Source organism: Aeromonas sp. FDAARGOS 1410 (assembly GCF_019048745.1).
Classification (GTDB): domain Bacteria; phylum Pseudomonadota; class Gammaproteobacteria; order Enterobacterales; family Aeromonadaceae; genus Aeromonas; species Aeromonas jandaei.
Genome location: NZ_CP077401.1, coordinates 1,806,998 through 1,819,815, shown reverse-complemented (window position 1 = coordinate 1,819,815; position 12,818 = coordinate 1,806,998). Strand labels below are relative to the sequence as shown.

14 protein-coding genes are annotated in these 12,818 nt (G+C 59.2%); 10 read left to right on the top strand and 4 right to left on the bottom strand.

The annotated features are described in order from the left end of the window. Window positions 1-209: 209 nt before the first annotated feature. On the top strand, window positions 210-758 hold the full coding sequence (locus I6L40_RS08700; RefSeq protein ID WP_033113337.1) for a cytochrome b: 549 nt from the start codon (window positions 210-212) through the stop codon (window positions 756-758). Window positions 759-818: 60 nt separating this feature from the next. Here the strand turns inward: I6L40_RS08700 and I6L40_RS08695 are convergent, their stop codons facing one another. Further along, window positions 819-1,493 carry a polymer-forming cytoskeletal protein gene (locus tag I6L40_RS08695; RefSeq protein WP_071912010.1) on the bottom strand — a complete coding sequence of 225 codons (675 nt, stop codon included), beginning with the start codon at window positions 1,491-1,493 and terminating at the stop codon, window positions 819-821. Between the two features lie 212 nt (window positions 1,494-1,705). Here I6L40_RS08695 and I6L40_RS08690 point away from each other — a divergent pair, with 212 nt between their 5' ends. From I6L40_RS08690 to I6L40_RS08680, 3 genes are all read left to right on the top strand, one after another. After that, on the top strand, window positions 1,706-2,380 hold the full coding sequence (locus tag I6L40_RS08690) for a response regulator (protein ID WP_033113361.1): 675 nt from the start codon (window positions 1,706-1,708) through the stop codon (window positions 2,378-2,380). After that, window positions 2,380-3,765, top strand: a complete 1,386-nt coding sequence (locus tag I6L40_RS08685) for an ATP-binding protein (protein ID WP_041208266.1) — start codon at window positions 2,380-2,382, stop codon at window positions 3,763-3,765. The genes I6L40_RS08690 and I6L40_RS08685 overlap by 1 nt, the downstream gene beginning before the upstream one ends. 146 nt (window positions 3,766-3,911) lie before the next feature. After that, window positions 3,912-4,592 carry a hypothetical protein gene (locus I6L40_RS08680; RefSeq protein ID WP_216995296.1) on the top strand — a complete coding sequence of 227 codons (681 nt, stop codon included), beginning with the start codon at window positions 3,912-3,914 and terminating at the stop codon, window positions 4,590-4,592. Window positions 4,593-4,685: 93 nt separating this feature from the next. Here I6L40_RS08680 and I6L40_RS08675 read toward each other — a convergent pair whose 3' ends face one another. Continuing rightward, complete coding sequence (locus I6L40_RS08675) at window positions 4,686-5,030, bottom strand: DUF805 domain-containing protein (RefSeq protein WP_216995295.1); 345 nt, start codon at window positions 5,028-5,030, stop codon at window positions 4,686-4,688. 506 nt (window positions 5,031-5,536) lie between these two features. Here I6L40_RS08675 and I6L40_RS08670 point away from each other — a divergent pair. From I6L40_RS08670 to I6L40_RS08655, 4 genes are all read left to right on the top strand, one after another. After that, window positions 5,537-6,004: a hypothetical protein gene (locus I6L40_RS08670; RefSeq protein WP_216995294.1), complete on the top strand. Its 468-nt coding sequence runs from the start codon at window positions 5,537-5,539 to the stop codon at window positions 6,002-6,004. Window positions 6,005-6,149: 145 nt separating this feature from the next. Beyond that, entirely contained in the window at window positions 6,150-6,428 is a 279-nt protein-coding gene (locus tag I6L40_RS08665; protein WP_236661146.1) for a putative quinol monooxygenase, read from the top strand. A gap of 45 nt (window positions 6,429-6,473) precedes the next feature. Then, window positions 6,474-6,905, top strand: coding sequence for an N-acetyltransferase (locus I6L40_RS08660; RefSeq protein WP_216995292.1), 432 nt, complete (start codon window positions 6,474-6,476; stop codon window positions 6,903-6,905). Window positions 6,906-7,022: 117 nt separating this feature from the next. Next, on the top strand, window positions 7,023-7,271 hold the full coding sequence (locus I6L40_RS08655) for a DUF3297 family protein (RefSeq protein WP_005347440.1): 249 nt from the start codon (window positions 7,023-7,025) through the stop codon (window positions 7,269-7,271). A 91-nt stretch (window positions 7,272-7,362) separates the two neighbouring features. Here I6L40_RS08655 and I6L40_RS08650 read toward each other — a convergent pair whose 3' ends face one another. Continuing rightward, the gene (locus tag I6L40_RS08650) at window positions 7,363-8,640 is read right to left on the bottom strand and encodes an FAD-binding oxidoreductase (RefSeq protein WP_033113332.1); all 1,278 of its coding nucleotides are present in this window, start codon (window positions 8,638-8,640) and stop codon (window positions 7,363-7,365) included. 45 nt (window positions 8,641-8,685) lie between these two features. After that, window positions 8,686-9,288 (bottom strand): HTH-type transcriptional regulator PuuR, encoded by a 603-nt coding sequence (puuR, locus tag I6L40_RS08645; RefSeq protein WP_033113357.1) that lies wholly within the window; start codon window positions 9,286-9,288, stop codon window positions 8,686-8,688. Between the two features lie 353 nt (window positions 9,289-9,641). Between puuR and I6L40_RS08640 the strand changes: the two genes are divergently transcribed. Continuing rightward, window positions 9,642-11,105 (top strand): NAD-dependent succinate-semialdehyde dehydrogenase, encoded by a 1,464-nt coding sequence (locus tag I6L40_RS08640; protein ID WP_201967371.1) that lies wholly within the window; start codon window positions 9,642-9,644, stop codon window positions 11,103-11,105. A gap of 252 nt (window positions 11,106-11,357) precedes the next feature. Continuing rightward, window positions 11,358-12,647, top strand: coding sequence for a 4-aminobutyrate--2-oxoglutarate transaminase (gene gabT, locus I6L40_RS08635; protein ID WP_156852249.1), 1,290 nt, complete (start codon window positions 11,358-11,360; stop codon window positions 12,645-12,647). Window positions 12,648-12,818 lie beyond the last annotated feature (171 nt).

The following is a 12,818-nucleotide window of genomic DNA, read 5'->3' as shown; positions in this document are numbered from 1 at the left end:
GTATTGATCAGCTCCTCAACGAGCCGGCAGTGATACCATCTCCATGGCAGTATCATGCGGAAAATACAGACGATTTTCCTCTAACGGGCGCTCCGGCCTGCACCAGTGTGTATCCGGCAGGCGTCGCCAATGGAACTGGCCTCCTCCGATCGTTTCGCTCATCGGGAGATGCCACACGGATGTGACTCTTTGACTGAAGGAAACCAACCATGCTGATGAACAGTGAACAACGCTACGGCACCCTGAGTCTCGGGCTGCACTGGCTGACCCTGTGGGCCATGATCGCCGTCTATGCCCTGATCGAATTTCGCGACATTTTTCCCAAAGGAGACCCGGGCCGGGATCTGATGAAGGAGTGGCACTTCATGCTGGGGCTGCTGATCTTTGCACTGGTCTTTGTCAGACTGGCCCTGCGCTGGATGAGCCCGACGCCGCGTATCGTGCCCGAGCTCTCCCCCCTGATGCACAAGCTGGCCAAGCTGGCCCATATCGCCCTCTACGGCTTCCTCATTCTGACCCCGCTGTGTGGCTGGCTGCTGCTGAGCGCCGCCGGCAAGCCCATCCCCTTCTTCGGGTTTGAGTTGCCTGCGCTGATAGCGCCGAGCCCTGACGCCAAAGGGTTTATCAAGGAGGTGCACGAAACCCTGGGCAACCTGGGTTACGCCCTGATCGCCCTGCACACTGTGGCCGCCCTCTTCCACCACCATGTGCTCAAGGACAACACCCTGACCAATATGCTGCCGCCGCGCCGCAGCTAAGACGTTGCAAACAGACAAAAGAGGGGGCCATCATGGCCCCCTCTTGCTATCCGGCATCCATCACGCCTGCTTGGCCAACGGCTCGCTGCCTTTGCCACGACCCTCTTTGGCCAGCGCCTTCACATTTCCTTTCCCCTCGACGGGCACGCTCTCCAGCTCCTGATTGGCTGGTACCGGTGCGGGAGAGCTGGCAGAACTCTCATCCGGACGAGAGTGACCGATAAAGTTGCCTCCCTTGCTGATGGAGAGGCTGCCGCCCTTGAACGTCCCCTGCATGCGGCCACTCTCGAGTATTTCGACTTCGGCGGCAGAGCAGGTACCATCCAGCAAGCCATTGATGATGACGCGGGGAGCCTTCACCTCTCCCTCGACACGGCCACCCGCCATGATGCGCAGGATCCCGTCACTCAGCACTATGGTGCCGACCAGCACTCCACGCACCTCCAGATCCCCCTCAAGCTGCAACTCCCCCTTGAAGCGGGCACCTGCGGCGATAACCGTTGCCTTTCCCGGCACAGAGCCCTCGCCCTTGGCTTTTCGTCCAAACATTCCGAATCTCTCCCCAAACCAGACAAGCAGAACCAGCGGCATGGGCGCCACTGGCCATAAATAGGCATCCGACCCCAGAACATAGAGCAGCAGTGCCGCTCCCCAGCAGAGCCAGACCAGATAGAGAAGGTCGCTACGCTCCCGCTCCTGCAGGTGGCATCGCCACCTGATGGCCATCTCTCTCATCACCACACCCTTTGCAGCATGGCCAGTCAGCAAACGCCGATGCGATGGCCATCGATAACAACATGCTCGGGATAGACGACCAATTGGAGGAAACTCTGAAGCCCGGGTGATTCAGTCCCGATACAGGCGGGAGGCATTAGGATACGGATTGACTCCGCATAGCGAACATCTTCTAATTGACTGCTTGGATCCCTATGACCGCCGCACACACCATGAAAATTCTCCTGGTCGAAGACGACAAGCTGCTCAATCACCACCTCTCCTCTCTGCTGACCGAAGCAGACAATCAGGTCTACAGCACCGATCAGGCAGGGATTGCGCAGCACTATGCAACGGATTACCCCATCGACGTGGCCATCATCGATCTCGGTCTGCCCGATATGGATGGCCTGCAACTGATCCGCGAACTGCGCGAGAAGCAGATCCCCTTCCCCATCATCGTCCTCACCGCCCGTGGCAACTGGCAGGACAAGGTGGAAGGGCTGGAAGCGGGTGCCGATGACTATCTGGTCAAACCGTTTCAGAAGGATGAGCTGCTGGCTCGCCTCAACGCGCTGGTGCGCCGCAGTGCCGGCTTTATCTCGCCGCGAGTAAAAGCGGGCGACTATGAGCTCGATCTCTCCCGCAAGGAGCTGACCATCGCCGGTGAAGTGGCCGTGCTGACCAGCTTCGAATACCTCATTCTGGAGTACCTGATGCGCAACGCCCGTCAGGTGGTCTCCAAGCAGCAGCTGCTCGACCAGCTCTACGGCGATGGGGAAGGGGATCCTAACACCATCGAGGTTATGGTCAGCCGCCTGCGCAAGAAACTGGATCCGGAGGGGACAATTCAACCCATCTCCACCATCCGCCGTCAGGGTTACATCTTCAACCTGTCGTGCAACTGATGCGATTCTGCCCGCTACTGCGGATGGTGCGGGTGCTGCGCCGCTCGCTGCACATCAAGCTGCTGCTCAGCTCTCTGCTGGTGATCGCCCTCAGCATGGGCTTTGCCGTTTATGCCCTCTACCTCGGCCATGTCGAGGAGCAGACCCAGAAGGCGAGCGCCCGGATGCAGGAGAACCTGGCCAAGCTCTTCTCATCGACCGAGCCGAGCAATGGCGGCCCGACCGATCTCAGCCACATCTCCCGCAATGCCGGGGATGCCGACCTCGATACCCTGATTTGCCGCGCCGATGGTGAACGGATCTGGTCGAGCCTGCACATGCCGGAGGTGATCAAGGCCAAAGAGAGTATCTGCGGCGACCTGATGCAGTATCTGGGGGGGATGGATCTCGACTACTTCTTCAAGAAGCACACCATCAAGAACGGCGAAAGCTACTTCGTCTACAGCCTGCGTTTTATCCGCAACCCCGGCACTGGCACCACCGCCTACTACGTGGTGATGATCGATTCGGCCAAGCGCTATCACGCCGAATCCCTCGCCTATCTCGGCCATATCGCCCGGCAGGCGGTGCTCGCCTACATGCTGCTGGCCAGCCTGCTGTTGCTCACCACCTACTGGAGCCTCGGTTCCCTGCGCACCATTGCCCGCCAGATCGATGACATTCGCTCCGGCAAGCTCGACTCTCTCTCCAGCGACTTCGAGCAGGAGCTCACCCCGCTCACCGAGTCGGTCAACCAGCTGCTGGAGAACGAACGGCAGCAAACCCAGCGCTACCAGCACGCCCTGAACGATCTCGCCCACAGCCTGAAAACTCGGCTGGCGCTGATCCAGATGACCACCCGCGAGCTGGAGCTGGGCCGGGAGATCCACGACAACATCAACGAACAGATCCTCACCATGGATCAGATGATCCAGTACCAGCTCAGACGTGCCGTCACCGGCCGTCAGCGCCTTGCCAGCAAGGGCACCGAGCCGGTGCCGCTTATCGAGAAGCTGCTCGCCAGTCTGACCAAGGTCTACCGTCACAAGAAGCTGCAAACCCACTTCACGTTCGATGATGATGCCCTGTTCCACGGTGAGCAGGGGGACTTGATGGAGTTGATGGGCAACCTGCTCGACAACGCCTGCAAGTTTGCCATCAGCGAGGTGCGGGTGACCCTGCGTCGCCATCTCGAGCGCCTGCGCATCGAGGTGGAAGATGATGGCCCCGGCATCGATGAGGCCAAATCCGAACAGATCTTCCAGCGCGGCGTGCGCGCCGACAGCTCCCCCGGTCAAGGCATCGGTCTGGCGGTAGTGACCGAAATCGTCCACAGCTACGGCGGCCAGATCCGGGTGGATGAATCTCCTCTTGGCGGTGCCCGTTTTACCCTGGACTTGCCCTGACCTCCGGCCAACCTCCCTGCAAAACCTCTGCGTTGCGGGCCCTTTAGCGGCCCACAACCCTTTGCTGATCAGACCACATATTGGTCGCATTCATGTCCCTCGATGTTACAATCCGGTCACAAAAAATCGGGAAAGGTAATGAAAACATGAAGATCCGAATGCTATTGCTGGCCGCCCTGCTCTGCCACGGCGCCGTACAGGCGCAAGAGAAGGCCCCCGATGGCTGGCAAGATGGCCCCATGACCCGTCTCAAGGCACATGCCCTGCTGCAAACCCTCAACGCCACCTTGCTGAGCAACCCGAGTGCTACCGTCACCCTGCAAAACTGGTGCGCCGACCACAAGATGGCGGGCGAGCCGCGCATCCGCGCCCTGCGTGACCAGACAACACGCAAACCAGCCGATGCCACCACCCGCGAGCTGTTCAAGATCGGCGCCGATGAGCCGGTGGGCTATCGCCGGGTGCAGCTAACTTGCGGCGATCATATCTTCTCGGAAGCGGACAACTGGTATGTCAAAAGCCGCCTCACTCCGGAGATGAACCAGCTGCTCGACAGCAGCGACACCCCGTTCGGGCTCGCGGTCAAGGCGCTCAACTTCAGCCGCAAGACCCTCTCCTCCACCCTGCTCTGGTCTCCCCTGCCGGCTGGCTGGGAGATGAAGATGCCCGTCATTGCCACCAGCAAGGCACCGCTGACCATCCCCGAGCAGGTATTGCAGCACCGCGCCCTGCTTTCACGGGAGGATGGCACGCCGTTCAGTCTGGTGGTCGAGACCTACCGCCGGGATCTGTTCGCCTTCCCGCTGGATGCGGGCAACGGTCAATGATCCAGCGCTGGTAAGCGGCCAATAAAAGAGGCCGGACTATCTCATTTCGTCCGGCCTGCTTGCTACACGGGAGAGCTTTCTGTCGGTGTTTAGTCAGATAAAAGGGACGGCACCATAGCGATTTGAATAGGGATTGCCGCGCCTTGCCTTGAAAAAAAGCACCATCAGCGGGCCGATAATCGGAATTAATCCCAGCAGCAAAAACCAGCCATTGCGACCAATGTCGTGCAGACGGCGCACGCTCAATGCCCAGCAGGGCACAATAATAAAGAGACCATATACGCCCATCAGTTTGTAGCCATAATCCAGCTGCTTGGTCAGCAGTGAGAGGATGACACAAATAACGGTATTGATAAGAACGAACATCCAATATTCTTTGCGCGAGGCCCGTCCTTTGAAATCAGCAAATTTCTGAAATGCACGAAAATACCAGTTCATAAAAACTCCAGCTTCTGCGTCTATGTTGTTTTTGCACGAAGGAGACAGAAATAAGCGATAGCAAAACCATCAGCATTGGTATTGGTCGCTTGTCATAACCTGCTGCGGCCAGACAAAGATAATTGGATATTGTTATATTCAGCAAGGCAATTAGGATTATAAAATATAAAAGATAATACCCCGTTAATCACCGATATGGCCAATGAGTGCCGCCAGCGGTGCCAGCTCTGGCTTTGCGCAGTGTGACAGGCCGCGGGTTTTAAAGATTTTTGATAATTTTTGATAACTTTTCATCGTGCAAACGCGCACAATAAGGGCTTTGCAGCAGAGCCATAGGCGGTGTTTCCGGCCAATGCTGGCCCCGAAAGCCGCAAAGTGAGTTACGGTGACGAATGGCAGCGGAAGAATGGAAGCTGGATAACGGCAGCCAACAGTGCGGTAACGGGATAAACGCTACGTTGGCAAGCCAGGCTCAATAACAGCGCATGGATATCAGGGATGACCAGATGAACAAAACAGCGGCTATATTCTCCATTCTCTTTAGCATGAATCTCCATGCAGGCCAGAATCTTACAACCATTAACAGCGATGCTCATCCGGTTATCGGGGTATGGCGCCTCAATTTTACCGATACCAGCTGTTATGAAGAGTACGACTTCAGGGCGGATGGTCATCTCTATACCTCGTCAAATCAACAGCAGATCGAATCATCCTATATTATTGAGCGCGAGCCATCTGCTTCCGGATTTTACAAGCTGGAAGAACATATTCTCAAAGAAAATGGCGGCAAAGACTGCCTGGATATGTCCCAGAATGAGGATACCGACTACGTCTACTATCTGAAATTTTCACCGTCGGAAGATCAGTTTTTAATCTGTCTCGATGAGAGCGATGAAGAGTGCATTGGTTATTTTATTCGCCAGTCCAGTCCGCACCAACAAAAACTACAGCAGATAGCGGTAACCACCATGTAGCCCCTGTCTTTATGGATTCCATTTATTTTGTGCTGGCCAGATATTTACAACATAAAGAGAGTCTGGGTGATTTCACAATAAATAAAAAACATCCGACCTTGATTCGATAATACATCCAACAATGTTGCCCACCAAAGAGAGAAATATGGTTGTGCTAACCGGTTATATCATTGTGCCTGCCTCCGATTTACCAGCCGTCATGGGGGAGCTTGATAACCATATCCAGCTGACCCGACAGGAACATGGCTGCCTGCAGTTCGAGGTGACGCAAAGCAGACTCAACCCCTGCCGCTTCGAGGTCTGCGAGACCTTTCGCGATCCCACCGCCTTTGCCGCCCATCAGGCCCGGGTCAAAGCCTCCCGCTGGGGGGAGATCACGGTCAATGTCGAGAGACACTATACCGTCACGGGACTTGGTGAATAGCCGTAGTCCCTTGCCCTTTTTCCACCTTCCACGATTGAGAGACTTATGATCCGCCCATTATCCGAATCCGATCTCGATGCCGCAGTCGAGCTCTGGTATCAGGCCTCGGTCAAGGCCCATAGCTTTATTCCCGCTGACTTCTGGCATGCGCAGCGTGCAGCGATGCGGGATATCTATCGGCCTGCCAGCGAGAGCTGGGTTTATGAGGAGCAGGGACAGCTGGCCGGATTTATCTCCTGGCATCAGGGCTATGTTGCCGCCCTCTTCATCGTCCCACGCTTGCAATCACAGGGGCTGGGTCGCCAGCTACTCGACCATCTCAAGGCTCGGCATGAGCAACTTGAGCTCACCGTCTACGCCGAGAATGAGGCGGCGCGGCGCTTTTACAGGCGCAACGGCTTTCACGAGGGGGAGCAGAGAATATGCGAGCATAGCGGCCACGCCGAGATCATGATGCAGTGGCAGCGGGGCATCTGAAGTCAAAAACACTCGCTGATTGCTGACATGCTGCAGCAGGGCGGGCAGGCGTTGCCTTGAATGCCATGACGCCATTCTCTACAATGCCCCACTTTATATCCATTTCGGGTCATAGCCATGAGCGATACCAGCACCAAGCCGGCACTGCCGGATCACCTCTCCTGCAATCCCCGCAGCCCCCACTATGTGGCGGCCTGCTTCGAGCATCCGATCGGTATTCGCCTGAACGGCAAAGAGCGCACCGACGTCGAAGAGTACTGCATCAGCGAAGGCTGGGTGAAGATCCCCTCCCCCAAGGCGCTGGATCGCCGCGGTCAGCCCATCCTGATCAAGCTCAAGGGCACCGTCGAAGCCTATTACAGCTAATTGCAGCTGCCCGCTTCGGTTAAAAACAAGGCCACCCTCGCGGTGGCCTTGTGGTTTGCGTCGTTTAGCCCTGACAACGGGCTGAACCGGTTTATACCCCCAACCGATCGCGCAGGGTATACCAGGCGGCGCCCGCAGCGGTGAAGGGGATACGGAACAGCCGACCACCCGGGAAGGGGTAGTGCGGCAGTTTGGCAAAGGCATCGAAGCGCTCCGCCTGACCGCTCAGCACCTCCGAAAGCAGCTTGCCCGCCAGATGGGTGCAGGTGACACCATGGCCGCTGTAGCCCTGCATGTAGTAGATGTTGGGGCCGATGCGACCAAACTGCGGCAGGCGCGACAGGGTGAGCAGGAAGTTGCCGGTCCAGGTGTACTCCACCTTGACATCAGCCAGCTGCGGGAAAGTCTTGAGCATCTTGGGGATGATCAGCCGCTCGATATCCGCCGGATCCCGCGCGCCATAGACCACGCCGCCGCCATAGATCAACCGGTGATCGCCGGAGGTGCGGTAGTAGTCGAGCAGGTAGTTGCAATCTTCCAGACAGTAGTTCTGCGGCAAGAGTGAACGGGCCCGCTCCTCTCCCAGCACTTCGGTGGCGATCACCTGGGTGCCGCAAGGCATGCTCTTGCTGGCCAGTTCCGGCACCAGATTGCCGAGGTAGGCGTTGCCGGCCACCACGATAAAGCGCGCCTTCACCGCTCCTTTGGCCGTCTTGACCAGCGCCGGCTGACCCGGAGTAATGCTGGTGACGGCGGACTGCTCGAAGATCTGACCCCCCTGGATGCGGATCGCTTCCGCCTCCCCCAGCGCCAGATTGAGAGGGTGAATATGGCCGCCGCTCTTGTCGAGCAGGGCGCCGACGTAGCGATCGCTTGCTACCACCTCGCGCACCCCCTTGGCATCGAGCAGCTCCAGCTGCTCATTGCCCCACTTCTCCCAGCGCGCCTTCTGCGCCTTGAGCTCGTGCAGCTGCTTCTCGGTCTCGGCGGCAAAGACGCCCCCCTCCTGCAGATCGCACTGGATGTTGTAGCGCTTGATCCGCTCGCGGATGATCTGGCCCCCCTCAAACAGCATGGAACCGAGCAGCCTGGCCTGATCCGGCGGGCAGTTCGCTTCTATGGTGTCAATGTCGCGGCTGTAGGAGTTGACGATCTGGCCGCCGTTGCGGCCGCTGGCGCCAAAGCCGACTCGTGCGGCCTCCAGCACCACCACCTTGTAGCCCTTCTCTACCAGATGCAGGGCGCTGGAGAGGCCGGTATAACCCGCCCCGATGACGCAGACATCGCACTCCAGCTGCTCGGTCAATGTCGGATAGGGCGCGTGTTTATTGGCGCTGGCTGCGTAGTAACTGTTTACATGTTCGGTCATGATCCCTGTTTCCTTACCGGTTCTGTTGCCAAACTACTGTCAGGATTAAAAGCTCGCCGGGGTGTGGGCGCTGACGATGCGGCAGGTCTGCCCCGACGGATTGCTGAAACTGTGGGGCTCGCCGGTGTCGATCACATAGCTGTCGCCCGCTTCCAGTTGATAGCTCTGGCCTGCCACCGTCAGGGTCACCGACCCCTCCAGCACGGTGCCGACCTCCTCCCCCTGATGCTTGACCTGCCCGCCGGTGTCGGTGCCGGGGGGATAGGTCTCCAGCATAAAGCCGAGCTGGCGGCGGTTGTTGCCGTTGTGCACCAACTTCATCGAGACCCCCTGACTGCCCAGCTCGATAAGCTGTTCAGCCTTGATCACCACGCTGCAGGGGCGGCTCTCCTCCTCAGCGAAAAAGCGCGACAGCGGCAGGCCATAGACGGTGAGCAGCTTTTGCAACGACGCCACCGAGGGGCTCACCTTGTCCTGCTCTATCATGCAGATGGCGCCGTGGGTCAGGCCGCTCAGCTCCGCAGCCCGCCGCTGGGAGAGCCCCAGCTGGTGGCGCACTGCCGCCAACCGCTCGCCCATGGTACGGGCACCGTTCTGTGGCACCAGCTGCAGACGAGCCTCGCTCTCACTGCTCTGTGGCCCGCTCATGGCAGGCCCCCTCTCATCTTCTGCCTGCACTCCCGCAACATGGGTCATCTCCCTCTTCCCTCTGGTTAAAATAGCGGACCAGCACCATCCCTGGCTGTTTGCAATGCTACACACACATCGTTAATTATTTTGCACACCCCAACCATCACACCACGCCACCGGATCGGGGTAAACTGCGCTACACAGCCCATTTTCTAGCACGCAGCACACCAACAATTCAAATATATTTAACACTTGAAAAACATTTCAGCTCAATTTATGGTCTCCCTGTGCTTATTATTTTATACGGCAGCACCACAGGATGAGCCGCATCATCGCCACCTTGCTGCCAGGTTTCACCATTGAGGCTTGCCATGTCCGCTACCAGCTCCAATCAAAGCTTGATCAAATCCCGCGCCTATATAGATGGTCAGTGGTGCGAGGCCGCCAGCGGCCGCACCTTCGAGGTCACCAATCCGGCTACCGGTGCCGTGATCACTCAGGTGCCCGACATGAATGAAGAGGATACCCGCCGCGCCATCGCGGCCGCCCACGCGGCACAACCCGCCTGGGCAGCCCTCACCGCCAAGGAGCGCAGCAACAAGCTCTACGCCTGGTTTACCGCCATCACCGCCCACAGCGATGAACTGGCCCGCATCATGACCTGCGAGCAGGGCAAGCCGCTGGCGGAAGCCAAAGGGGAAGTGACCTACGGCGCCAGCTTTATCCAGTGGTTCGCCGAAGAGGGCAAGCGCGCCTATGGCCGTACCATCCCGGGCTTTAGTGGCGATCGCCGGCTGGCCACCATCAAGCAGCCGGTCGGGGTGGTCGCCGCCATCACTCCGTGGAACTTCCCGATTGCCATGATCACCCGCAAAGCAGGCCCGGCGCTGGCCGCCGGTTGCACCATCGTCATCAAGCCGGCCGCCGAAACACCGCTCTGCGCACTGGCGCTGGCGGTACTGGCCGAGCAGGCGGGGATCCCCGCCGGGGTCATCAATATCGTCACCAGCCACCAGCCGAGCGCGGTGGGCAACGAGCTGTGCAACAACCCGACTGTGCGCAAGCTCTCCTTCACCGGCTCGACCCGCATCGGCAAGCTGCTGATGCGCCAGTGCGCCGACACCATGAAGCGCCTCTCGCTGGAGCTGGGCGGCAATGCTCCCTTTATCGTCTTTGACGACGCCGATCTCGACGCCGCCGTGGCCGGGGCGCTCGCCTCCAAATACCGCAACGCCGGGCAGACCTGCGTCTGCGCCAACCGCATTCTGGTGCAGGCCAGCGTCTATGACGCCTTCGCCGAGAAGCTGACTGCCGCCGTCGCCGCCTTCAAGGTGGGGGATGGCATGAGTGAAGGCACCCAGATCGGCCCGCTCATCAATCCGGCTGCCGCCAGCAAGGTCGCCGAACTGGTGCAACAATCTGTTGCCGCCGGTGCCGAAGTGCTGCTGGGTGGCGAGCCCCACCCCGCCGGCCCCCTCTTCTACCGCCCCACCATTCTGGGCAAGGTCGCCAGGGACAACCCCATCCTGCAGGAGGAGATCTTCGGCCCGGTCGCGCCGCTGGTGCGTTTCGAGAGCGAAGCCGAGGCCATCGCGCTGGCCAACGATACCCCCTATGGTCTGGCCGCCTACTTCTATGGCCGCGACATCGCCCGGGTGTGGCGCGTCGCCGAGCAGCTCGAATACGGCATGGTCGGCATCAACGAGGGGATCATCTCGACCGAATTGGCCCCCTTTGGCGGCATCAAGGAGTCGGGTCTGGGTCGGGAGGGGGCAGCCGAGGGGCTGGAGGAGTATCTGGAGACCAAATACCTCTGCTTTGGCGCCATTCGCTAGGGCAGCAGAGGGCTAAAGCATCGTATTCATCGATGCTTAGCCGCAAGATTCATCGCTTTTACAGATAGATGCAGACGTTTACCCGAGGCGGCAAGGGGCATAATTTGGCCTGCGCAGCCTCGCAAGAGGGCTTCTGCAACACACACCACACGCCGCCGATCTGGCCCTATGGGCTAATTGGCGGTGATGGGCGTCAGATCGCCCGCCAGATTTTCAGGGAATTTCGGGGCCAGCGCCCCTCAGGGAGGAAAGATGAGTCAGTCAGAATCAAACAAGGCGTGGCAAGCGCGCCGCGAAGCGGCCGTGGTCAACGGCGTTGGTACCCTGCTGCCGGTCTTTATCGATCGTGCGCAAAATGCAGAGCTGTGGGATGTGGAGGGCAACCGCTACATCGACTTTGCCTCCGGCATCGCCGTGCTCAACACCGGCCACAACCATCCGAAAGTGGTGGCGGCGGTACGCGAGCAGCTGGAAAAATTCAGCCACACCTGCTTTCAGGTCACCCCCTACCCGGGCTATATCGAGCTTGCCGAAAAGCTCAACGCCCTGGTGCCCGGCCCGACCCCGAAACGCACCCTGTTTCTCTCCACCGGCGCCGAAGCGGTCGAGAACGCCATCAAGATCGCCCGTGCCCACACCGGTCGCAGCGGCACCATCGCCTTCAAGGGGGGCTTTCACGGTCGCACCATGATGGGGATGGCGCTCACCGGCAAGGTGGTGCCCTACAAGACCGGCTTTGGTCCCTTCCCGGGCGAGGTCTACCACATCCCCTTCCCCGCCGACTATCTGGGGGTGAGTGAAGAGGATGCCCTGCATGCCCTCGACCTCTGCTTCAGCGCCGATATCGAGCCCTCCCGCGTTGCCGCCATCATCATCGAGCCAGTACAGGGCGAAGGGGGCTTCTATCCCGCCTCCGCGAGCTTTATGCAAAAGCTGCGCAGCATCTGCGATCAGCACGGCATTCTGCTCATCTGCGACGAGATCCAGAGCGGCTTCTGTCGCACCGGCAAGACCTTCGCCACCGAGTATGCCGGCATCGAGCCGGACATCATGACGTTGGCCAAGAGTCTGGCGGGCGGCTTCCCCCTCTCCGCCGTGGTGGGCAAGGCAGAGATCATGAACGCGGCCAAGCCGGGTGGCCTTGGCGGCACCTATGCCGGTTCCCCCATCGCCTGCGCCGCCGCACTGGCGGTCTTGCAGGTGATCGAAGAGGAAAAACTCAACCAGAAAGCGCTGGATCAGGGGGAGCAGATCAAGGCGGGGCTGCAACGCATAGCCGAGCGTTTTGACTGCATAGGTCAAATTCGCGGACCCGGTGCCATGGTGGCCATGGAGCTGGTGAAACAGCGCAATGCCGACCAGCCCGATCCCGACCTCACCAAACGTCTGGTAGCCGAGGCGGGCAAACGCGGTCTGGTCCTGCTCTCATGCGGGGTGCGCGCAAATGTCATCCGTTTTCTCGCCCCGCTGACCGCCCCGGCGGCAGTGATTGACGAAGGGATGCAAATCCTTGAAAAATCACTGGAGGCCGCGCTGGCCTGACCAGCAGGAAAGTAACCGCTAACCTGTGCAAAAAAATGCAGTTTTGCCCCCTTTTTTTCTTGTCAAGGGGGCCCTGCAAATGCACAATGCGCCGCCACTGCAAGGACCGGTATTACCACATCTCGCCGGTCCTTTTTTGTACAGTGAACAAACCCATAAACGAGGCCGGAT